19 protein-coding genes are annotated in these 20,947 nt (G+C 67.7%); 11 read left to right on the top strand and 8 right to left on the bottom strand.

Features of this window, described 5'->3' with window-relative positions; all coding sequences use genetic code 11:
- Positions 1-76 precede the first annotated feature (76 nt).
- Together FB548_RS02300 and FB548_RS02295 are read left to right on the top strand one after the other, a co-directional pair.
- Positions 77-643, top strand: coding sequence for an RNA polymerase sigma factor (locus tag FB548_RS02300; protein ID WP_142123148.1), 567 nt, complete (start codon positions 77-79; stop codon positions 641-643).
- Entirely contained in the window at positions 630-1,007 is a 378-nt protein-coding gene (locus FB548_RS02295) for a DUF6768 family protein (RefSeq protein ID WP_142123147.1), read from the top strand. Before FB548_RS02300 ends, FB548_RS02295 begins: the two co-directional genes overlap by 14 nt.
- Positions 1,008-1,087: 80 nt before the next feature.
- Here the strand turns inward: FB548_RS02295 and speA are convergent, their stop codons facing one another.
- Positions 1,088-2,977, bottom strand: coding sequence for an arginine decarboxylase (gene speA / locus FB548_RS02290; protein WP_142123146.1), 1,890 nt, complete (start codon positions 2,975-2,977; stop codon positions 1,088-1,090).
- Between the two features lie 244 nt (positions 2,978-3,221).
- Between speA and speE the strand changes: the two genes are divergently transcribed.
- Positions 3,222-4,079: a polyamine aminopropyltransferase gene (gene speE / locus FB548_RS02285; protein WP_142123145.1), complete on the top strand. Its 858-nt coding sequence runs from the start codon at positions 3,222-3,224 to the stop codon at positions 4,077-4,079.
- Between the two features lie 58 nt (positions 4,080-4,137).
- On the opposite strand, the gene FB548_RS02280 is transcribed toward speE, so the two are convergent.
- On the bottom strand, positions 4,138-4,500 hold the full coding sequence (locus tag FB548_RS02280) for a DUF6404 family protein (protein WP_142123144.1): 363 nt from the start codon (positions 4,498-4,500) through the stop codon (positions 4,138-4,140).
- 12 nt (positions 4,501-4,512) lie between these two features.
- The gene (locus FB548_RS02275; RefSeq protein ID WP_142123143.1) at positions 4,513-4,851 is read right to left on the bottom strand and encodes a P-II family nitrogen regulator; all 339 of its coding nucleotides are present in this window, start codon (positions 4,849-4,851) and stop codon (positions 4,513-4,515) included.
- A gap of 187 nt (positions 4,852-5,038) precedes the next feature.
- Here FB548_RS02275 and FB548_RS02270 point away from each other — a divergent pair, with 187 nt between their 5' ends.
- The 3 genes from FB548_RS02270 to FB548_RS02260 all read left to right on the top strand — a co-directional run bounded on the left by FB548_RS02270 (position 5,039) and on the right by FB548_RS02260 (position 8,984).
- Positions 5,039-5,302, top strand: a complete 264-nt coding sequence (locus FB548_RS02270) for an accessory factor UbiK family protein (protein ID WP_142123142.1) — start codon at positions 5,039-5,041, stop codon at positions 5,300-5,302.
- 10 nt (positions 5,303-5,312) lie between these two features.
- Positions 5,313-6,818: a YifB family Mg chelatase-like AAA ATPase gene (locus FB548_RS02265; protein WP_142123141.1), complete on the top strand. Its 1,506-nt coding sequence runs from the start codon at positions 5,313-5,315 to the stop codon at positions 6,816-6,818.
- Positions 6,819-6,923: 105 nt separating this feature from the next.
- Positions 6,924-8,984 carry a S9 family peptidase gene (locus tag FB548_RS02260; protein WP_142123140.1) on the top strand — a complete coding sequence of 687 codons (2,061 nt, stop codon included), beginning with the start codon at positions 6,924-6,926 and terminating at the stop codon, positions 8,982-8,984.
- Positions 8,985-9,068: 84 nt separating this feature from the next.
- Here FB548_RS02260 and aceA read toward each other — a convergent pair whose 3' ends face one another.
- Together aceA and aceB are read right to left on the bottom strand one after the other, a co-directional pair.
- Positions 9,069-10,403: an isocitrate lyase gene (gene aceA, locus FB548_RS02255; protein WP_142123139.1), complete on the bottom strand. Its 1,335-nt coding sequence runs from the start codon at positions 10,401-10,403 to the stop codon at positions 9,069-9,071.
- Positions 10,404-10,448: 45 nt separating this feature from the next.
- The gene (gene aceB / locus FB548_RS02250) at positions 10,449-12,080 is read right to left on the bottom strand and encodes a malate synthase A (protein ID WP_142123138.1); all 1,632 of its coding nucleotides are present in this window, start codon (positions 12,078-12,080) and stop codon (positions 10,449-10,451) included.
- A 110-nt stretch (positions 12,081-12,190) separates the two neighbouring features.
- Between aceB and FB548_RS02245 the strand changes: the two genes are divergently transcribed.
- From FB548_RS02245 to FB548_RS02235, 3 genes are all read left to right on the top strand, one after another.
- Positions 12,191-13,159, top strand: coding sequence for a LysR family transcriptional regulator (locus tag FB548_RS02245; protein ID WP_142123137.1), 969 nt, complete (start codon positions 12,191-12,193; stop codon positions 13,157-13,159).
- Positions 13,160-13,171: 12 nt separating this feature from the next.
- A complete protein-coding gene (locus tag FB548_RS02240) occupies positions 13,172-13,882 on the top strand; it encodes a helix-turn-helix domain-containing protein (protein ID WP_142123136.1) in 711 nt (236 codons plus the stop codon).
- Between the two features lie 70 nt (positions 13,883-13,952).
- The gene (locus tag FB548_RS02235) at positions 13,953-14,303 is read left to right on the top strand and encodes a VOC family protein (protein ID WP_142123135.1); all 351 of its coding nucleotides are present in this window, start codon (positions 13,953-13,955) and stop codon (positions 14,301-14,303) included.
- A 1-nt stretch (position 14,304) separates the two neighbouring features.
- Here the strand turns inward: FB548_RS02235 and FB548_RS02230 are convergent, their stop codons facing one another.
- The gene (locus FB548_RS02230; RefSeq protein ID WP_142123134.1) at positions 14,305-15,297 is read right to left on the bottom strand and encodes an acetylhydrolase; all 993 of its coding nucleotides are present in this window, start codon (positions 15,295-15,297) and stop codon (positions 14,305-14,307) included.
- 88 nt (positions 15,298-15,385) lie between these two features.
- Positions 15,386-15,670 carry a hypothetical protein gene (locus tag FB548_RS02225; protein WP_142123133.1) on the bottom strand — a complete coding sequence of 95 codons (285 nt, stop codon included), beginning with the start codon at positions 15,668-15,670 and terminating at the stop codon, positions 15,386-15,388.
- Between the two features lie 156 nt (positions 15,671-15,826).
- On the opposite strand from FB548_RS02225, the gene FB548_RS02220 reads away from it, so the two are divergent.
- Both FB548_RS02220 and FB548_RS02215 read left to right on the top strand, forming a co-directional pair.
- Positions 15,827-16,648, top strand: a complete 822-nt coding sequence (locus FB548_RS02220) for a CHAD domain-containing protein (protein ID WP_185741940.1) — start codon at positions 15,827-15,829, stop codon at positions 16,646-16,648.
- Between the two features lie 272 nt (positions 16,649-16,920).
- Positions 16,921-19,581 (top strand): EAL domain-containing protein, encoded by a 2,661-nt coding sequence (locus FB548_RS02215; protein WP_142123131.1) that lies wholly within the window; start codon positions 16,921-16,923, stop codon positions 19,579-19,581.
- 162 nt (positions 19,582-19,743) lie between these two features.
- On the opposite strand, the gene FB548_RS02210 is transcribed toward FB548_RS02215, so the two are convergent.
- Positions 19,744-20,865, bottom strand: a complete 1,122-nt coding sequence (locus tag FB548_RS02210) for an alpha/beta hydrolase (protein ID WP_142123130.1) — start codon at positions 20,863-20,865, stop codon at positions 19,744-19,746.
- Positions 20,866-20,947 lie beyond the last annotated feature (82 nt).

The raw sequence follows: 20,947 nt of genomic DNA, 5'->3' as shown, positions 1-20,947 counted from the left end.
TTCTCCGCCCCGGATTGAACCGTTTTCCTTCAATCCGGCACCTTGATTCCCGATAGACGGAGACAGGGGCAGGCGCGTGCAGCGGGACACGGAACGGATACTGGACGAGTACCTCGCCGCGGCCGCCCGGACGGGTGACCGTGCCGCGTGGGACCGTCTGGTCGCGCGCTGGCAGCCGCGCCTGCTGCGCCACGCGTGGCGCCTGACCGGTCATCCGGACCTCGCGCGCGACATGGCCCAGGAAGCCTGGGTCGAGATCCTGCGCGGACTCCGCCGGTTGGACGATGTGGCGGCGTTCCCGGCCTGGGCCTTCCGCATCGTCACCCGCCGGTGCGCACGCGCGATCCGAGGACGGCAGTTCGAGCGCAGCCACCTCGTCGAGGTCGAGCTTGAGGCGGTGATGCCGGGCGAACAGGACGCGGCAGGCGAACGCGCGTCGGAGTTGGCCATCGTCAGGGCGGAAATGCAGGCCCTGCCCGCGCCCCAGCGCGCGGCGCTGTCGCTGTTCTACCTGGAAGACCTGAGCGTGGCGGAGATCTCCGTGGCGCTCGACGTGCCACCGGGAACGGTCAAGACCCGGCTGATGCATGCGCGGCGCAAGATCCGCGCGCGACTGGAAGGAGGTTCCGATGAACAAGACTGATGACCTGATCAAGCAGACACTCTCGGCCGAGGATCGCGATCTGTTGGCGCGACACGGCGAACCCGGCTATTTCTCGCAGGCGTTCGGGCTGTTCCGCGGCTCGCTGGGCTGGGTGGTGTGGGTGGCTTACCTCTGCGGCATCGTTGCCTTCGCGGGCTTCGGCGTTTCGCTGTGGCGCAGCTGGCATGCCACCGAAGCCTTGGCAGCCGTGCAATGGGGCGTGCTGGCGATCGTGCTGTTCCAGTTCACGATGATCATGAAGTCGTTCCTGGGCAGCCACATGGAGGCGAACCGCATGCTGCGCGAGCTCAAGCGCGTGGAGCTGCAGCTCGCTCTGCTCCGGCAGGACCAGACCGGCATCTAGGCGCGAACGCGCTTGCGTAGCGTGCGCCATGCGCACGTCATGTGGGATCGGGCATCGCGCGGCCGTACGCGTGTCGCACGCTACGCCAGCGGTTCGTCCGACAGATAGGTGTAGCCGGTAAGTCCCGCTTCCAGCGCCTCGGCCAGCCGCTTCGACTCGTCGGCCGGCAGGCCGGCCTCGTCCACGCGCTGGCGATACACCGCGCGCAGATCGGCGAGCTGGTAGCCCACATAGTCGAGCATCACGTCGGTGGTATCGCCACGACGCTGCTGGGTGAGCAGGTAGCCGGTGCCGGCGTCGGCGCTGACTTCCACCGCATCGGTGTCGCCGAACAGGTTGTGGATGTCGCCGAGGATTTCCTGGTAGGCGCCGACCAGGAAGATGCCCAGCCGGTAGCTCTCGCCGGGCTTCAGCGCATGCAGCGGCAGCGAGGAATCCAGCCCCTCGTTCTCCACATACGTATCGATCATGCCGTCGGAGTCGCAGGTCATGTCGGCGATCACGCCGCGGCGCTGCGGGGCTTCATCCAGGCGGTCGATCGGCACGATCGGGAACACCTGGTCGATCGCCCACACGTCGGGAATCGATTCGAACACGCTGAAGTTGACGAAGTACTTGTCGACCAGGCGCTCGTTCAACTCATCCAGCAGGTCGCGGTGGCTGCGCTCGTCGCTGCTCAAACGCGCGCGCACCGCATGCGCGATGGCGTAAAACAGATCGTCGATGCGCGCACGGTGCACCAGGTCGATCTGGCCCAGCGCGTACAACGACAGGCCTTCGCTGTGGTGGTGCTGCGCTTCGTGGAAGAGCTCCACCGCTGGACGTGTATCGAGTTCGCCATGGATCTCGCGCAGGTGGCGGATCACCGCCGGCTCGTCGTCGTGCGCCGGCGGCACACGGCCTTCCGGCGCCTGTTCGACTTCCGACACGTTCACCACCAGCACCGCGTGATGCGCGGTCATCGCGCGGCCACACTCGGTGACGATGCGCGGCGGAGTGAGTCCGTTCTGCTCGCAAGCCTCGGCCAGTGGCTGCACGATGTTGTTGGCGTACTGGCTGATGCCGTAGTTGATGGAGCAGTAGCTGCGCGAACGCGTGCCCTCGTAGTCGATGCCCAGGCCACCACCGACATCGACATGGCTGATCGTCGCACCCAGCTTGGACAGCTCGATGAAATAGCGGGTCGCTTCGCGCATGCCATTGGCGATGTCGCGCACGTTGGAGATCTGCGACCCCATGTGGAAGTGCAGCAGGTTCAGCGTGTCCTGCAGACCGGCCTCGCGCAGCTGCTTCCACAGGTCCAGCACCTGGCGCGGCGACAGGCCGAACTTGGCCTTGTCGCCGCCACTGTTCTGCCACTTGCCGGCGCCCAGCGTGGCCAGGCGCATGCGTACGCCCAGGCCGGGCTTCACGCCCAGCGCGCGCGACTCCTCGATGACCAGCGTCAGTTCGGAAGGCTTCTCGATGACGATGAAGGTCTGTAGCCCAAGCTTGCGGCCGATCAGCGCCAGGCGGATGTACTCACGATCCTTGTAACCATTGCAGACGATCAGGCCGCCCGGGCGCGACAGCGCCAGCACCGCCATCAGCTCGGGCTTGCTGCCGGCCTCCAGGCCAAAACCTTCACCGGCATGTGAGGCCAGCGTGCCGGCGACGCCGCGATGCTGGTTGACCTTGATCGGATAGACCGCCGTGTAGCCGCCCTTGTAGTCCCAGTCGGCCTGCGCCTGCGCGAACGCGGCCTGCAGCTTGCCGAGGCGGTCGCCAAGGATGTCAGGAAAGCGCACCAGCAGCGGCAGCTGCGCGCCCTGCGCGCGTGCGGCATCGACCACCTCGGGCAGCGGGATCAGCGGACCCTGCGCACCCTTGGGCGACACCACGATGCGGCCGGCGGCGTCCACGTCGAAATACCCCTCGGCCCAGTGCGGGACGGAGTAGGTCTTGCGGGCGTGGTCGGTGGACCAGGACATGGCGTTTTCCAAGGTGTGGTAGGCGGCCGCGCATTCTACAGGCTGCGGTCACATGGGTCCGTTACAATGCGCGCCGCGCTCAAGCCCCTCTCCCCTCGGGAGAGGGGTTGGGGTGAGGGTACGGCGGATCCATGATGGTTCGGACGCCGCTGCCTTCGCCGCACCCGCATCCGGCGCTTCGCGCCACCTTCTCCCGGAGGGAGAAGGGAACAACCTCCGCTTTCCGCTCGAAGGACACCACCCCATGACCGCCAACGACACCTGGTTCATCGAACACTTCTCGCACACCGGCTCCGCGATCGGGTTCCGCACCACCGGCAAGCTGGACGAAGTGCAGTCGCCGTTCCAGAAGATCGAGATCTACGACAGCACCGACTGGGGCAAGTTGATGGTGATCGACGGCGCGATGATGCTGACCACGCGCGACAACTTCTTCTACCACGAGATGATCAGCCACCCGGTGCTGTTCACCCACGCCGCGCCCAAGCGCGTGGTGATCATCGGTGGCGGCGACTGCGGCACGCTGCGCCAAGTGCTGAAGCACCCGGGCGTGGAGAAGGCCACGCAGTGCGACATCGACGAGCAGGTCACGCGCATGGCGGAGAAGTACTTCCCCGAACTGTGCGAATCGAACAACGACCCGCGCGCCGAGCTGCTGTTCGACGACGGCGTGGCCTACATGGCCAACTGCGAGCCCGGCAGCGTCGACGTGGTCATCGTCGACTCGACCGACCCGGTGGGCCCGGCCGAAGGCCTGTTCAACAAGGCATTCTTCGAGAGCTGCTTCCGCGCGCTCAAGCCGGACGGCCTGCTGGTGCAGCAGTCCGAATCGCCGCTGGCGCTGCTGGACCTGATCAAGGACATGCGCGCCGAGATGGGCAAGGCCGGCTTCCAGTCGTTCAAGACGCTGCCGTTCCCGCAGCCGTGCTATCCGACCGGCTGGTGGAGCGTGACCTTGGCCAGCAAGCAGGCAGGCTTCGGTTTCGACTTCCGCCAGGCGGATGCGTCGGCCAAGTCGTTCGATACGCTGTACTACACCGCGCACCTGCACACGGGCGTGCTGGTGGCGCCACCGTTCGTGGCGAAGGCGCTGGGGGAGTAAGCCTCCGCCCGTGCAGCAATGAAAAAGCCCCGCGATGCGGGGCTTTTTCATGTCGTGCTCAGGCCTCAAACTCGCGCCAGTGAGGAATCCCGTGCTTGCGCGCCTGATGCCGCAGGTACCAGGCCATGGTGAGGCCGAACAGCAGGCCCGCCACCAGCGCCGTGGCGGCGCCGACCAACACGGGCATGCCTTGCCTGCTCCACATCAGCAGCCACATGAAGAGGCCCCAGAACACGCCGAAGAACCCACCCATCAGCGTCGCGTTGATGGCGAAACCGGCCATGTGCGGGGGCGGCAGCTTCAGGCCCATCTTCCACATCAGCCGGAACAAGGGCGGCGCGTAGGTGCTCCTGCCGAGCTTCTTGGACTCCAGCATCGCAAGCGCCCGCTGCAGACGCATTTCGAAGACATCCGTGGTCATCGCAGCCGTCCCCTAGAGTGCATCGGCGTCGAGTTCGCCCGTGCGGATCCGCACTACGCGCTCCAGGTCGTAGACGAACACTTTGCCGTCGCCGATCTTGCCGGTGCCGGCCGCCTTCACGATGGCTTCCACCACCTGTTCGGCTTGCTCATCGGTCACGGCGACCTCCAGCTTCACCTTTGGCAGGAAATCGACCACGTACTCCGCGCCCCGGTAGAGCTCGGTGTGCCCCTTCTGGCGGCCGAATCCTTTCACTTCCGTGACCGTGATGCCGGCGATGCCGGTTTCCGCCAGCGCCTCGCGCACGTCGTCCAGCTTGAACGGCTTGATGATGGCCATGACCATTTTCATGCAGCTTGCTCCCGTGGATGCTGCACGCAGGATAGCGCGGCGCGGCGGCATGCGGTTGCGGCAACCGGTCATGTCGCGGTTCAATGGCGGCCTCGTCGCCGGACTTTTCCGACAACGCTGCGCAGCGAACGCCGATGGCAGGCCACCGGCATCGCCCACAAGCTCGGTGCACTGCCGGAGAACAGACATGATCGACCTCAACCACATCGACGACCTCGCCCGCCGCCTCAGCCAGCTGGTGCCGCCCGGCCTGCGCGATTCGCAGGAAGAGCTGCAGCAGACCTTCAAGTCCGCGCTGCAGGCGGGGCTGGCGAAGCTGGACCTCGTCACGCGCGAAGAATTCGACGTGCAGCAGGCCGTGCTGCTGCGCACGCGCGAGAAACTCGAAACGCTGGAACGCACCGTGGCCGCGCTGGAAACCCAGCTGGCCGACAAGCCCGCCCAGTCCTGATCCCGCCGCCATGAGTTTGGCCCTGGTGAACAGCCGGGCGCGGGCGGGCGTGTCCGCGCCGCCCGTGCGCGTGGAAGTCCACCTGTCCGGCGGCCTGCCGTCCACGCAGATCGTCGGCCTGCCTGAAGCCGCCGTGCGCGAGGCGCGCGACCGCGTGCGCGCCGCGATCCTGTGCGCGCAGTTCGAATTCCCGACGCGCCGGATCACGGTGAACCTGGCGCCGGCGGACCTCCCCAAGGACGGCGGCCGCTTCGACCTGCCCATCGCACTCGGCATCCTGGCCGCCAGCGGGCAGATCCGCCGCGAATCGCTGGCGGAATACGAATTCCTCGGTGAGTTGAGCCTGACCGGTGAACTGCGCGCGGTAGACGGCGTGCTGCCGGCAGCGCTTGCCGTGGCTGCGACGGGTCGAACCCTCGTCGTGCCCGAGCCCAGCGGCGCCGAAGCCGCGCTCGCGCAACAAGGACGCGCATGCACCGGTCGCACGCTGCTGGAGGTCTGTGCCCTGCTCGAAGGCCGCAAGGTACTGCCCGCTGCAACGGCACCGCCTCCGCTGCCCAGTTCCACCCCGGACATGACCGATGTTCGCGGACAGGCCCACGCCCGCCGCGCGCTCGAAGTGGCCGCAGCCGGCGGCCACCACCTCCTACTGATCGGATCACCTGGTTGCGGCAAGACCCTGCTCGCCTCGCGCCTGCCCGGGCTGCTGCCGGTGGCCAGCGATGGCGAGGCCATGGAAAGTGCCGCCATCGCCTCGGTCAGTGGACGCGGGCTGGACCCCGCTCGTTGGCGCCAGCGCCCGTATCGCGCACCGCACCACACCGCGAGCGCGGTCGCACTGGTGGGGGGCGGAGCGCAGCCGCGACCAGGCGAAATTTCGCTGGCGCACAATGGCGTCCTCTTCATGGACGAGCTTCCCGAGTGGTCACGGGCGGCGCTCGAAGTCCTGAGGGAGCCGCTGGAATCCGGCACCGTCACCGTGTCGCGAGCGGCGCGTACGGCGGAGTTCCCCGCCCGTTTCCAACTGGTCGCGGCCATGAATCCCTGCCCATGCGGCTGGGCCGGCGACCCCAGCGGGCGTTGCCGCTGTGGCCCGGACCTCATCCGTCGCTATCGCAGCCGATTGTCGGGGCCGCTGCTCGATCGCATCGACCTCCATGTCCATGTGCCGCGGCTGCCGCCCCACGAGCTGAGGCCGGATGCACCGGACGGCGAATCCACGGCCTCGGTGCAGGCCCGCGTCGTTGCTGCACGCGCACGCCAACAAGCACGCGCCGGTTGCGCGAACGCACGCCTCGGTCAAGCCGACACCATGGCGCACTGCCGACTGTCGGCACGGGACCAGGCGCTGCTGGAGCGCGCCGTCGAGCGCCTGCAGCTGTCCGCGCGCAGCCTGCATCGCATCCTGCGGGTGGCGCGCACCATCGCGGATCTCGCAGGCAGCGACTCCATCGCCACCCCGCACCTGACCGAGGCGCTGGGCTACCGGGGCATGGACCGCGGCTGCGCAGCATGACCTCCGGCCACGGCGAGCGAAGGAGTGGTGTGGTCTACTCGGGTCACACCTCCGGCTGGCGGGCGTCCTGTCCGCTGTCCCTTCCTCGCATCCAGGAGTCTTCCCATGCGTCATGCCGCATTCCGTTTCACGCTGTTGGCCTCGACCGTCGCCGTTGCGCTTGCAGCGCAGGCGGCACCGTCCGCCGCCGACCGCATCGCCGGTACCGAACTGATCGCGCGCGACGCGCTGTTCGGCAATCCCGAACGCGCCAACGTGCAGATCAGCCCCGACGGCAAGTACCTGAGCTGGGTCGCCGCCGTCGATGGCGTGCTCAACGTCTGGGTCGCCCCGGCCGACAACCCGTCGCAGGCCAGGGCCGTCACCCAGGACAAGGCGCGCGGCATCCGCAGCTACTTCTGGTCCTACCACCCCGACACGCTGCTGTACCTGCGCGACAGCGGCGGCGACGAGGACTTCCATCTGTATGCCGTGGACCTGAAGACCGGTCAGGCGAAGGACTTGACCCCTTTCCCGAAGACCACCGCCCAGGTCGCCGGCGTCAGCCCGAAACACCCCGGCACGATCCTGGTCGGCATGAACGACCGCGACGCGCAGTGGCACGACATCTACAAGGTCGATCTGGCCAGCGGCAACCGCACGCTGCTGGAGAAGAACGACGCGCAGATCGCCGGCTACATCGCCGACGCCTACTACACCCTCAAGTACGCGCAGCGCTCGCGGCCGGACGGCGGCGCCGACGTGCTGAGGCGCGGCGCCAACGGGGCGTGGGAGAAGTTCGACGACATCCCGTTCGAGGATGTGCTGACCACCAGCCCCGGCGGCCTGACGCTGGACGGCAAGACGCTGTACTTCACCGATTCGCGCGGCCGCAACACGGCGGCGCTGTTCGCGATCGACGTGGCCAGCGGCACGCGCACGCTGGTGCTGGAAGACGCACGCGCCGACGTCGGCGGCACGCTGGCGGATCCGGCCACGGGCAAGGTGCAGGCCGTGTCGGTGGACTACCTGCGCGACGAGTGGAAGGTGGTCGATCCGTCGATCCGCGCCGACCTGGAGAAGCTGGAGGCAATCGGCCCCGGCGATGTATCCGTCAACACGCGCACGCTGGACGACAGGACCTGGATCGTCGCGTACTCGGCGGCCGAGGCGCCGCTGGTCTACTACCGTTACGACCGCGGCGCCGGCACGCTGACCAAGCTCTTTTCCGCGCGGCCGAAGCTCGAAGGCAAGCCGCTGGTCCCGCAGTGGCCGGTGGAGATCGCTTCGCGCGACAACAAGACGCTGGTCAGCTACCTGACCCTGCCGCGTAGTGCCGATGCAAACAACGATGGCAAGGCCGACGCGCCGGTGCCGCTGGTGCTGCTGGTCCACGGCGGCCCGTGGGCGCGCGATTCCTATGGCTACGGCGGCTACAACCAGTGGCTGGCCAACCGTGGCTACGCGGTGCTGTCGGTCAACTTCCGCGGTTCCACCGGCTTCGGCAAGGCCTTTACCAACGCCGGCAACGGCGAATGGGCCGGCAAGATGCACGACGACCTGATCGACGCCGTGCAGTGGGCGGTCAAGCAGGGCGTCACCACCCAGGACCAGGTGGCGATCATGGGTGGCAGCTATGGCGGTTACGCCACGCTGGCCGGCCTGACCTTCACGCCGGACGCGTTCGCGTGCGGCGTGGATATCGTCGGTCCGTCCAACCTCAACACCCTGCTCAGCACGGTGCCGCCGTACTGGGCGAGCTTCTTCGAGCAGTTGGCCAAGCGCATGGGCGACCCACGCACCGACGCCGGCAAGGCGTGGCTGACCGAGCGCTCGCCGCTGACCCGCGCCGACCAGATCAAGAAGCCGCTGCTGATCGGCCAGGGCGCGAACGACCCGCGCGTGAAACAGGACGAGAGCGACCAGATCGTCAAGGCGATGACGGCGAAGAACATCCCGGTGACCTACGTGCTGTTCCCCGACGAAGGCCACGGCTTCGCCCGGCCGGAGAACAACAAGGCGTTCAACGCGGTGACCGAGGGCTTCCTCGCCCAGTGCCTGGGGGGTCGTGCCGAGCCCATCGGCAAGGACTTCACCGGCTCGAGCATCAGCGTGCCGACCGGCGCCAATGACGTGCCGGGCTTGTCCGAGGCGCTGAAGGGGCATACGCAGGAAGTGAAGAAGTAAGCGCGCGCTTTCTTCCCGCAACGCTGAAAGAAGAAACGCCGGCGAAAGCCGGCGTTTCCTTTGCTGCATCCCTGCGAGCAGCGGTCAGGCCGCCTTTTCCTTTCCGTAGAACTGCTCTTCCTCGGTCGATCCCTTCAGCGCGGTGACGCTGGAACTGCCGCCCTGGATGACGGTGGTGACGTCGTCGAAGTAACCGGCGCCCACTTCCTGCTGGTGCGAGACGAAGGTGTAGCCCTTTTCGCGCGCGGCGAACTCCTTCTCCTGCACCTGCTCGACGTAATGCTTCATGCCTTCGCCACGCGCGTAGTCGTGGGCGAACTGGAAGCTGTTGAACCAGTTGATGTGGATGCCGGCCAACGTGATGAACTGGAACTTGTAGCCCAGCGCCGACAGGTCATCCTGGAAGCGGGCGATCTGCGCGTCGTCCAGGTTCTTCTTCCAGTTGAAGCTGGGCGAGCAGTTGTACGACAGCAGCTTGCCAGGATGCTTCGCGTGCACCGCCTGGGCGAACTCGCGGGCGAAGCCGATGTCCGGCGTGCCGGTCTCGCACCACACCAGGTCGGCGTACGGCGCGTAGGCGATGCCACGACTGATCGCCTGCTCCAGGCCGTTCTTCACCCGGTAGAAGCCTTCCGCGGTGCGTTGGCCGGTGACGAAGGGCTGGTCGTTGGCGTCGAAATCCGAGGTCAGCAGGTTGGCGGCTTCGGCGTCGGTGCGGGCCAGCACGATGGTCGGCACGCCCAGCACGTCGGCGGCCAGGCGCGCGGCCTGCAACTTCTGCACCGCTTCCTGCGTGGGCACCAGCACCTTGCCGCCCATGTGGCCGCACTTCTTCACCGCGGCCAGCTGGTCCTCGAAGTGCACGCCCGCGGCACCGGCGACGATCATGTTCTTCATCAGCTCGTAGGCGTTCAGCACGCCGCCGAAGCCGGCCTCGCCATCGGCGACGATCGGCAGGAAGAAGTCGATGGCGTCGGCGTCGTTCGCTTTGCCGTCGCAGATGTTCTTCCACTGGATCTCGTCGGCGCGCTGGAACGTGTTGTTGATGCGGCGGACCATCGTCGGCACCGAGTCGTAGGCGTACAGCGACTGGTCGGGGTACATCGTCTCGGACGTGTTGCCGTCGGCGGCGACCTGCCAGCCGGACAGGTAGACGGCCTCCAGGCCGGCCTTGGCCTGCTGCATCGCCTGGCCGGCACTGATGGCGCCGAACGCGTTGACGTAGCCCTTCTTCGCTTCGCCGTTGACGAGATCCCACAGCTTCTCCGCGCCGCGGCGGGCCAGCGTGTACTCCGGCTGCAGGCTGCCGCGCAGGCGGACGACATCCGCGGCGGCGTAGTCACGCTTGATGCCGGTCCAGCGCGGGTTGCTGTCCCAGTCCTGCTGGATGGCGTCGATCTGCTGTTGCTTGGTGCTCATGGCGGACTCTCTTTTCGTCGTGGGGCGTCGTGGGTGGGGGCGGGGTCAGTCGATGCGGTCGTACGCGGGCAGGGTCAGGAAGTCGGCCAGCTCCTCGGCGCGGCTCAGGGCGTCGAGCAACGCGATGGCTTCGGAAATGCGCTCGCCGCCCGGCAGCCGCGAGTGATCGCCCAGCTTCGCGGGCAACGCAGCCAGCGTGCGCTGCAGCAGCGCGTAGTCGATCTGGGTGCCATCGCACAGGTGCACGTCGGCGGTGTGCAGCCACTGCCAGATCTGCGTGCGCGAGATCTCGGCGGTGGCGGCGTCCTCCATCAGCCAGTGGATCGGCACGCAGCCGTTGCCGTCCAACCATGCGGCCAGGTAGCGCACACAGACCTCCACGTTGCCTTCGAAACCGGCGCGCGTGATGGTGCCGGTGGACGGGCGGATCAGGTCGTCGCGGGTCACCGCCACGTCCTCGCGCAGCACGCTGCGCTGGTTGGTCTGCGGCATGTGCTCGTCGAAGATCGCCTTCGCCACGGGAATCAGCGCCGGGTGCGCGACCCAGGTGCCGTCATGGCCGGCGGTGACTTCGCGCAGCTTGTCGGCGCGCACGCGGGCCAGCGCCTGTTCGTTGGCGGCCTCGTCGTTGCTGATCGGGATCTGCGCGGCCATGCCGCCCATCGCATGCGCGCCGCGACGATGGCAGGTCTGGATCAGCAGTTCCGAATACGCCTTCAGGAACGGCTGCGTCATCGTCACCTGGCCGCGCTCCGGCAGCACCTTGTCGGCGTGGCGGCGGAAGGTCTTCAGGTAGGAAAAGATGTAGTCCCAGCGGCCGCAATTCAGGCCGACGATGCGATCGCGCAGCGCATGCAGGATCTCGTGCATCTCAAACACCGCCGGCAGCGTCTCGATCAGCACGGTGACCTTCATCTGTCCATGCGGCAGGCCCAGCGCGGCTTCGATGTGCGACAGCGCGGTCTCCCACAGCGCGGCCTCTTCCATGCTCTGCAGCTTGGGCAGGTAGAAGTACGGGCCACGGTCACGGGCCTGCAACGCGCGGGCGTTGTGCCAGGCGAACACGGCCACGTCGAACAGGCCGCCGGCGATCGGCGCGCCGTCGATCAGCACATGCTTCTCGTCCAGGTGCCAGCCGCGCGGGCGCACCAGCAGCACGGCCTGCTCGTTCTGCGGCTTCAGCGCGTAGTGCTTGCCGGTCTCGGACGTGAACTCCAGATCGCCAGCGACGGCGCCGATCAGCGCGCGCTGGCCGGTCAGCAGGTTCTGCCAGGTCGGCGAGGTGGAATCCTCGAAGTCGGCCATGAACACCTTGGCACCGGAGTTCAGCGCGTTGATGACCATCTTCGGGTCGACCGGGCCGGTGATCTCGACGCGGCGGTCCTGCAATGCGGTCGGCACCGGGGCGACCGTCCAGTCGCCGTCGCGGATCGAGCGCGTATCGGTGCGGAAGTCCGGCAGGCCACCGGCATCGAAGAAGGCCTGGCGCTCGCGGCGAGCCGCCAGCCGGGCCTGGCGCTCCGGCTCGATCGCACGATGCAGCGAGACGAGCAGGGCCAGGGCGCCGGGAGGCAGCAGTTCGTCCTGGCCCGCCACGTTGGCGGTCAGGGCAATGCCGGGGGTGGGACGGTCACCGCGCGAATCGCGTGGCGGCAGGGCGAAAGCGGTGGCGGACATGGCGGTCTCCTGGCGTCTTGCTGGAACCGCACAGTGCTCCTCCACTGAATTATTTGACAAAACAGTTTTGTCAATGCATTAAATAAGCACAACTTATAGTTTGTTAGAACGTGAGCTCTAAAGAAGCCCCAACCCCGCGATTTCCCTACAAATCCGACCGACTGAAGCCCCTGCGGGCGTTCTGCCAGACGGTGCGCCTGGGGTCGGTTTCGCGGGCAGCGGAGGCACTTTTTGTCAGCCAGCCGGCCATCACCCTGCAGCTGCAGGCTCTGGAGCGGGAGCTGGGAGTGACCCTGTTCGAGCGCAGCGGTCGACGGCTGGCACCGAGCCGCGAAGGCCAGCTCCTGTACGAGATGGCCCAACCGCTGGTGGCGGGACTGGACGGCCTGGATGCCAGCTTCCGCGAGAAAGTCAGCGGACTGGAGGCCGGTGAGCTGAACGTGGCGGCCAACAGCTCGACCATCCTGTACCTGCTGCCGAAGATCGTGGAGCACTTCCGCCAGCAGCACCCCGATGTGAAGCTGACCCTGCACAACGCCGCCAGCGCCGACGGCACCGACCTGCTGCGCTCGGATGCGGTGGACCTGGCGGTCGGCTCGGTGCTCGACGTGCCCGCCGACCTCAGCTACGCGCCGGTCTACCGCTTCGAACCGATGCTGATCACGCCCCCGGACCATCCGCTGGCGAAGAAGCGCGACCTGCGACTGGAAGACCTCTCTCCGCACGCGCTGATCTTGCCGCCGAAGCGGTTGGTCACCTACCGGCTGGTGGACCTGGTGTTCCAGCAGGCGCGCGTGCCGTACACGGTCGCGCTGGAAGTCGGCGGGTGGGAGGTGATCAAGCAATACGTCAGCATGGGCATGGGCATCTCGATCATCGCCTCGATCTGCCTGACCGAGGCGGACCGCGACCGGTTGGCCGCGCGCTCGCTGAGCCAGTGGTTCCCGTCGCGCAGTTACGGCGTGGTGGTACGCAAGGGCAAGTTCCTGTCGCCGCAGGCTCGCGCCTTCATCGAACTGATCCAGCCCCACCTGTTCGAGCGCCGCGATTACGATGAGAGCGGGCATTCCGAGCGCTGACGCCACGCCACGATGAGCGGCCACTATCGACAATACGACTTCGCGCCCGGCCAGTCGCTGCTGTGTCGCTGGGAATACATGCTGGGAACGGAGGCAAGTCCCGCGCTCGTACTGCCCGACGCCTGCGTCGACCTGCTGTGGGATGGCGAGCGCCTGCGCATCGCCGGGCCCGACACGCGGGCGCAGTACGCCCGGATCGCACCGGGTCGCCGGGTACGGGGCCTACGGTTCGCGCCCGGCGCGGCAACGCGCTGGCTGGGTGTTCCGTTGCACGTCCTTGCCGACCAGCGTGTGGACCTGCGCGATCTCGGCACTCCGCGCGTGGCGACGCTGGCCGACCGGATGGCGGAGCGCGACGCCGACGCGATGGCATGGCTCGCCGACCGGATCCTGGCCGATACGCCGCCGCGTAGCGACGCGATGTCGGCCGTGCATGCACGACTGTCGCGTGCACGGCCCGACACGGTCGCGCAACTGGCGCGCGAACTCGGCATCACCGAGCGCACCCTGCTGCGCCGGTGCGACGAAGCATTCGGCTACGGGCCGAAGCTGCTGGCGCGCATCCTGCGGCTGCAGCGCTTCCTGCGACGGCGGCACCACCATGCCAACATCCTGGAAGCCGCACTCGACGCGGGCTACTACGACGCCGCGCAACTGGCCGGCGACACGCGCCGGCTCACCGGCTTCTCGCCCACGCGCCTGCTCGCGCAGGTCCTGGACTGACTGTCCGATTTCGCCAAGACAGACCGCAAGGACTTCGCCAGACTGGCGGCCTCTTCCACGGACACCCACCATGAGCACCGCCGAGCACCACCACCGCATCGACTACATCGAGTTCACCGTCGCCTCCATCGCCGCCTCGAAGGCGTTCTACGGCGGGGCGTTCGGCTGGACGTTCCAGGACTACGGTCCGGACTACTGCGAGTTCCGCGATGGCCGGCTGACGGGCGGCTTCGCGCACGGCACGCCACAACCGGGCGGCGCGCTGGTGGTGCTGTACTCGACGGCACTGGAAGAAAGCCTGGCGAACGTCGAAGCCGCGGGCGGAAAGATCACCAAGCCGATCTTCGCCTTCCCCGGTGGTCGCCGCTTCCAGTTCACCGATGCCGACGGCTACGAACTCGCCGTCTGGTCCACCACCTGAGTCAGCGCGCGTCGTAGCGCGCAAGCAGTGCACGGTGGCCGGACTGCCAGCGTGCCAACTCGGCAGTGGATTGGCCGTAAGCCGTATCGATGAACGCCAGCGACAACGCTTCGGTCGCCTGCTTGACCTGCTCGCTGACCTCGCGCGAATCGAAGTAGCGGTGATCGGTGAACACGTTGTGCGTGCCGTGCCGGTACACGGCCAGCACCTTGTGTGCCCCGCCAATGGCTTCGAACACCTTCAGCCGGTCGTCCACGCCGGAACCGAAGCCGGGGATGCGGATGATGTCGTCGGCCGTGGTCACGTGCAGGGTGGGGATGGTGATGCCGGAAAGGATGGGGCGGAAATCGTCATCACCATAGAACGGCGGCGCGGAGATCACGATGGCGGCACTGAAGCGCGGATCGCGGAGATCGATCGCCTTGCCTTCGCGCACCACCCGCGCGCCGGCCGACATCAACGTGGTATTGGCGCCATAGGAATGGCCGGCGGCGACGATGCGTGCGCGATCGACATGCGTGCCCCATTCGCCCGCGAGCACCTGGTCGAGCGCGAACCGCTGGTCGCGCACGCGCGCCACGGCTTCGGCTTCACCTGCGGCCTGTTGGAAGCGCGACACCAGCGTGAGCGGATTGCCCTGCCACAGCGCGCGGTCGCTGCCGACGTGCTGCACGTGGATGCTGGCGATGCCATGCCGCGCCCAGTAGTGGCCCAGGTAGGTGTAACCGTCGCGCGCGCTGCCGATGCCGTGCGAGAACACCACCAGCGGCACCTTGCCGCTGCGTGCCGCGTCTGGCCAGAACAGCTTCACCGGCACGGCACGACCGCGCTCGGGATCCATCCATTCCAGATCGCGCACGCTGTAGCCCGCCTGCGGCTCCTGCATCACCGCGCGTACCGGCGCATGCGTCGAGGCCACCAGCACGGGGGCCAGCAGCAGGACGGACAGCAGGGCCACCCAGCGGTGGCGGCGGAGGATCGCGGCAAGGTTCATCGATGGCACTTCAGGCTGGAACGGGAGGACGGCACGCCGACTGGCGGATGCCGTGATCAGGTCAACGCACGCCGCGCGGAGGCGGCATCTACTTCTTCTTCGGACGACCGGCCTTGACCGGCGCCAGCGCATCCAGCGCCTTGGTCAGCGCCTGCGGCGACAGCGCGGACAGCGCATGCAATCCCGCTCGCAGCAACTCGCTCTTTTTCGCCGGCCGCTGCATCTGCAGCGCACGACCTTTCAGCACGGCCACCAGCGCGAAGTCGCCGGCCGGCATGGTGAAGCTGTCGCGCACCAGCTTCGCGGGCGCTCCAACGCCTCCGGAGAGGTCGTCGACAGCACCTGCGTCGCGCGTCTTGCGGGACTTGGCCATGGCACGCCCTTAAATCGTATAAACGATTTATACCTTTTCTGTCGTGGGCCGCCAAGTGCGTGCGGACCGACGAACGGTGCACGTTCAGGCGGCGCGAGGGCGATGGCGGGCGGCAACGCGGCCGTAGACTGGCAGTCCCCGCCATGGATGCCGCCCATGTGCCCCCGCGCCACCTCCCGCACCGGCGAACGTGCCGCCGCGCTCGCGACCGACGAAGCGCGGGCGCTGGTCGCGGCCCTGGCCATCGCGCCCGGCGACCCGGCCGGGGTGCACGAAGCGCGCAAGAGCCTTCGCCGGCTGCGCTCTTTGCTGGCGCTCGCGCGCAGCGCGCTCGGCAAGGAGGTGGTGGATCCGGTCGACAGCGAACTCCGTGCGCTGACCAAGAGCCTGTCCGGACTCCGCGACGGGCAGGTGGTGCTCGACACCGCGCAGCGCATGGCGCGCGATGCCAGCACCGCCGATGAAGCGGTAAGCTGGGAAGCGTTGTTGCCGCTGTTGTCGCAGCAACAGGAACACCGGCTCGCCGACGTCTTGAGCGACGACCCCGGCTTCATGCGCCGGCAGGCGCAGGCGCACCGGCAGGCGGAACGACTGCAGCAGTTGCCGTGGCACCGGCTGCATGGCGGCGACCTGCGCAATGCGCTTGCCCGCTCGGTCTACCGACAGGAACGTTCGCAGGCCACGGCGCTGGCCAGCGGACGCGTCGACGACCTGCACGCCTGGCGCCGCAGGTCGCGCCGGCTGCGGATGCAATTGGCCGCGTTCCGCAAACTCCACGTTCGCCGTCAAATGAACGGGCATGCCCTGGCCATCGCACCCCGGCATATCGCTGAACTGGTCGATCAACTCGGCGTGCTGCAGGACCTCGCGTTGCTGCAGCAGGCACTCGCCACGCTGGAGCGGGCACAGGCACGCGCGGCCCCCGTCGCGAAGCGCCGGCGCCCGGCCATTCCGTCACCCATTCATCCGCTGACGTAATCCGCTTTACTTCCGCTTCCCGTCGTCGACCGCGCCCGTCAAGTCCGCCCTGCTGGGGCCGATAGTGACCCATACGGTCCCTCTGGTCGGCGTATGGAATGCCGAGCAAGACCGGAAGCCCCGGAAATCCGGTATTTCCCAACGCGGGACGCTTGGCACGAAGTCTGCATTCCTTTCGTAGATCGATCCCGTCGCAGCTGGACCGCCCTCTCATCACGCAGGATCAAGGCCCGCAGGTGGACTCCCTCCACGCAGCAAACTCCGGAGACCCCATGGCGTCTCCGGGTTCGCCTTCCCGCCGCGTCGGCCTCCCGCCGCTGGTGTGGGCATCGGCCGTCCTGCTGGTGGGCCTGCTGTGCACGGTGATCGTCGCCCATCGGGAGTGGCGGGGACTGCAGGAAAGCGCGGAAGCGTCCCGGCGCGCGCTGGCGGATGCCGGCGCCACGCGCCTGCGGGTGCCGCTGGAACAGGCCGCCTCCACGTTGCGTGCTCTGCAGACCGTGTTCCTGTCCAACGACCAGATGGATCAGGCACGCTTCAGCCAGTATCACGCGAGCCTGCGCAGCCCGCTGGCACCGACCGCCTATACCTCGGTCGCGTTCGCACGCCGCACGCCCGCCGGACAGCCGCTGGCCGACCATGTCTCCTATCGGTACGAGTTCGTCACGCCCTACGAAAGCAACGCGGCGCTGGTCGGCTTCGACATGGTCACGCAGCGGGCCAACCTGAGCGCCCTGCTGCGCGCTCGCGACACCGATACCGTAGTGATCTCCGCGCCGTTCGCATTGCGCCAGACCACACCGGCAGGCCAGAACCCCCTGGGCATCACACTGCGCCTGCCGGTGTACTCCGACGGCCCCACGCCGACGTCGCCGAATCAGCGGCGCGCACGCGAGATCGGCGCGCTCGCCATCGGCATGCGCCTGCAGCCGCTGGTCGAAACCGCATTGTCGGGGTCCGTGCTGGAGGGCTTCCGCGTGCGCGTCTACGACGCGACGGCGCAGGCGCATCCGTTCTACGACTCCGGCACCCCGATCGAGACCGGATTGCCGATGCAGGTGCGGCGACTGGACTTTGGCGGCAGGCAATGGCGTATCGAAATGGAGCCGCGCCCGCATCCGCTGGATCTGGGACGACTGCAGACCATCCTTGCCGGTGGTGGCGTCATCAGCCTGCTGCTGGCTGCGCTGGTATGGTCGCTGGCCACCACGCGGCGGCGGGCCATGGCACTGGGCGAGCAGATGAGCCGGCGTTACCGCGAGAGCGAACTGCGCTTCCGCGCCCTCAACGAACTGTTGCCCGCGCTGGTGCTGCTTGCCGACGCACGCGATGGCCGCATCGTCTATGCCAACCAGGCGGCGCGCCTGCGCCTGGGCGATCCCACCGGCCTGCCGCTGTCGGCGCTGTTCTCCGACCCGCAACTCCAGCACCGTGCCCGCGACGCCGATGCCATCGGCAACGACTGGGGCAATCTGGAAGCGGTGCTGATGAGTCCGGCTGGCGACGCGTTCTGGGCGAGCGCCTCGATCGCGCAGGTGGACATGGACGGTGAGGCGCATCTGCTGATGGTGGCCACCGACATCTCCGAGCAGCGCGAGCTGACCGAACGCCTGAGCTACCAGGCCACGCACGATGCGCTGACGGAACTGTGCAACCGGCGCGAGTTCGAGCGGCGCGTGGAAGAAGCACTGCACGAACGCAAGGGCCGCGCGACCAGCGACCCCTGCGCGCTGCTCTATATCGATCTTGACCAGTTCAAGCTGATCAACGACGTCTCCGGCCACATGGCGGGCGACCAGCTGCTCGCACAGCTCGCACTCGCCATGCGCCAGCAGCTGCGCGGCGGCGACGTGCTCGCGCGCCTGGGCGGCGACGAGTTCGGCCTGATGGCGTTCCACGTGGATGCCGAAGGTGCGCGCGCGCTGGCCGAGCGCCTGCGCGAGTGCATCGAGGCGTTGATGTTCGTCTGGCAGGACCGCACCTACACCGTCAGCGCCAGCATCGGCGTGGTGGTGGTGGACCAGCAGGAGCCCACTCTGAAGGACCTGCTGGCATGGGCGGATACTGCGTGCTACCTGGCCAAGGAAAACGGCCGCAACCGCGTGCACCTGTATCGCGAGGACAACGAGACCACCCGCCGCCATGGCGAAATGGAATGGGCCAGCCGCCTGCGCTGGGCGGTCGAACAGGACCGCCTGCTGCTCGACTACCAGGAGATCGTGCCGCTGGACGGCAGCGACACCGCGACCAGCATCGAACTGCTGTTGCGGCTGCGCGACGAGGACGGCGGCGTGGTGCCGCCCGGCGCGTTCCTGCCGGCCGCCGAGCGCTACGGGCTGATGCCTGCGATCGACCGCTGGGTGATCCGCAACGCGCTTGCCCACTTCAGTCTGCTGCACGAATCCGGCATGCGCCTGGGCACCTGCGCGATCAACCTGTCCGGCGCCAGCATCGAGGACGAGGGCCTGGCCGACTTCATCCTCGCCCGCATCACCGAATACGCCGTGCCCGCGCACACGCTGTGCTTCGAGATCACCGAAACCGTCGCGGTGCGCAACCTGCTGAAGGTCGTGAGCGTGATCGAACGCTTGCGCCGCGCGGGGTGCCGCATCGCACTGGACGACTTCGGCGCCGGCATGTCGTCCTTCGGCTACCTAAAGAACCTGCCGGTGGACCTGATCAAGATCGACGGCAGCTTCATCCGCGATCTTGAAACCGATCCGATGAGCCGCACCATCGTCAGCGCCATCGCGCAGATCGGCCACCAGCGTGGCCTCAAGGTGGTCGCCGAATGGGTCAGCAGCCCGCGGATGTGCGAGGCGCTGCGTGCGCTGGGCGTGGACTACGGCCAGGGCTATGCCCTGCACCGTCCGGAACGCGTGCTGTTCCAGCGCGAAGAGCCGCCGCCGCGCCGGCTGGCCCTGGTGCGCTGACATCCCGCCCAGGGGAAGCGACACCCGTCGTCATCATGGGTGCCGGCCCATCCGGTTCACGGCGTCACCTCGCGACCGGCATCGCTTCTCCACCGATGTGGCCCACATGGGTGAACGCGTGGATTCAAGTGGCGGGGCCTGCATCCGCACGTGCGCTCCTCTTCAATGCGGCGCAGGGCCGTCATCCACTGCCAGCGGCCGCACGTGCTCCAGCAGGCTGACGAGCGTCCTGCCCGGCTCTTCCCACGGGATCATGTGGGCGGAACGCTCGAACCAGACGCCCTGCTTGTACGGCGCACGCACCTTCGCCAACCATGCCGCAGTGGGTTCCGAGGGCGTGGTGTAGTCGTGGCGTCCCATGAACATCACCACCGGGATGGGGAATTCCTCCACGCCGGTGAAGTCCACCTGCAGGAATTCGTCCAGCAACCGCCCCAGCGTGAACACGCTGCCGGCATTGATCGCACAGCGCGCGGCATCGTCGTAATCGGGTGACAGGCGCGGGCCCTGGAAGTAGTACATCGACTCGTCTCGATAGGCGGTGAGTCCGCCATAGAACTGCGGCCACTTGCGCGCGATGATGATGCGCTCGCGCGTGATCGGCGTGTCGCCGGGATATGGCGCGATGGATTCCATCTCGCGCACGGCCTCGGCATTGCCCCGCGCGCGGGCAGTGCGCAGGCCGTAGTCGAAGCTCACCTGCTCGTTGGTGCGCACGTTGATGACCTGGCCGATGCCGACATAGGCGTGGAACAGGTCCGGCCGCTGCAGCGCCGCGTGCATCGCCACCACCGTGCCCCAGCTGTGCGCCATCAGCACCAGCTTGCGCTTGTGGTAGCGCGTGCGCAGGTACTCGGCGAGCGCGATCGCATCGTCCACGTAGCGCTGCACATGCAGGGTGTCGGCGACGGCCTCCTGCGGGTTCAACGTCAGCGTCTTGCCCGCACCGCGCTGGTCGTAGTTGACGACGGTGAAGTATTCCTCCAGCGGACGCTGGAACTGCCACAGCGTGGGGATGACCGGCGACGCCGGGCCCCCGTGCACGAACAACACCATCGGATTGTCGCGGTCCTGTCCGCGCACGTTCACCCACTGGCGGATGCCGCCGATGTCGACCGCGTACGCGTCCTGCACGCCCGTGGGTGCGACGATGCGGCCCAGGTCACCGATGATCTCCCGCGCCGGCGCATACGCCGAGCGATCCGGACAGGCATCCTGCGCGCGGGACGCGTGCGGAGCGCACAGCGCGGCGACCATCATCAGCGCGGACACGGTGTTCCTCATTGGCGTTTCTCCAAGCATCACGGGACATGACCAGTTTCATCGCGCCCGCACGCACCGGCGTGTGTCTTTGGTCCTGCACGGG

The organism is Pseudoxanthomonas sp. 3HH-4, from assembly GCF_006716465.1.
In the GTDB taxonomy this organism is placed as follows: domain Bacteria; phylum Pseudomonadota; class Gammaproteobacteria; order Xanthomonadales; family Xanthomonadaceae; genus Pseudoxanthomonas_A.
The sequence above is the reverse complement of the archived record's forward strand: the minus strand, read 5'-3'. Positions and strand labels throughout refer to the sequence as shown.

What these genes read in the sequence shown, in the direction of transcription:
- speE (WP_142123145.1), top strand. Translation starts at nt 3,222, where the DNA reads ATGACCGCCAACGACACCTGGTTCATCGAACACTTCTCGCACACCGGC.
- FB548_RS02265 (WP_142123141.1), top strand. Translation starts at nt 5,313, where the DNA reads ATGAGTTTGGCCCTGGTGAACAGCCGGGCGCGGGCGGGCGTGTCCGCG.
- FB548_RS02280 (WP_142123144.1), bottom strand. Translation starts at nt 4,500, where the DNA reads ATGACCACGGATGTCTTCGAAATGCGTCTGCAGCGGGCGCTTGCGATG.
- speA (WP_142123146.1), bottom strand. Translation starts at nt 2,977, where the DNA reads ATGTCCTGGTCCACCGACCACGCCCGCAAGACCTACTCCGTCCCGCAC.
- FB548_RS02275 (WP_142123143.1), bottom strand. Translation starts at nt 4,851, where the DNA reads ATGAAAATGGTCATGGCCATCATCAAGCCGTTCAAGCTGGACGACGTG.
- aceB (WP_142123138.1), bottom strand. Translation starts at nt 12,080, where the DNA reads ATGTCCGCCACCGCTTTCGCCCTGCCGCCACGCGATTCGCGCGGTGAC.
- FB548_RS02210 (WP_142123130.1), bottom strand. Translation starts at nt 20,865, where the DNA reads ATGAGGAACACCGTGTCCGCGCTGATGATGGTCGCCGCGCTGTGCGCT.
- FB548_RS02240 (WP_142123136.1), top strand. Translation starts at nt 13,172, where the DNA reads ATGAGCGGCCACTATCGACAATACGACTTCGCGCCCGGCCAGTCGCTG.
- FB548_RS02230 (WP_142123134.1), bottom strand. Translation starts at nt 15,297, where the DNA reads ATGAACCTTGCCGCGATCCTCCGCCGCCACCGCTGGGTGGCCCTGCTG.
- aceA (WP_142123139.1), bottom strand. Translation starts at nt 10,403, where the DNA reads ATGAGCACCAAGCAACAGCAGATCGACGCCATCCAGCAGGACTGGGAC.
- FB548_RS02215 (WP_142123131.1), top strand. Translation starts at nt 16,921, where the DNA reads ATGGCGTCTCCGGGTTCGCCTTCCCGCCGCGTCGGCCTCCCGCCGCTG.
- FB548_RS02235 (WP_142123135.1), top strand. Translation starts at nt 13,953, where the DNA reads ATGAGCACCGCCGAGCACCACCACCGCATCGACTACATCGAGTTCACC.
- FB548_RS02225 (WP_142123133.1), bottom strand. Translation starts at nt 15,670, where the DNA reads ATGGCCAAGTCCCGCAAGACGCGCGACGCAGGTGCTGTCGACGACCTC.
- FB548_RS02220 (WP_185741940.1), top strand. Translation starts at nt 15,827, where the DNA reads ATGTGCCCCCGCGCCACCTCCCGCACCGGCGAACGTGCCGCCGCGCTC.
- FB548_RS02295 (WP_142123147.1), top strand. Translation starts at nt 630, where the DNA reads ATGAACAAGACTGATGACCTGATCAAGCAGACACTCTCGGCCGAGGAT.
- FB548_RS02260 (WP_142123140.1), top strand. Translation starts at nt 6,924, where the DNA reads ATGCGTCATGCCGCATTCCGTTTCACGCTGTTGGCCTCGACCGTCGCC.
- FB548_RS02270 (WP_142123142.1), top strand. Translation starts at nt 5,039, where the DNA reads ATGATCGACCTCAACCACATCGACGACCTCGCCCGCCGCCTCAGCCAG.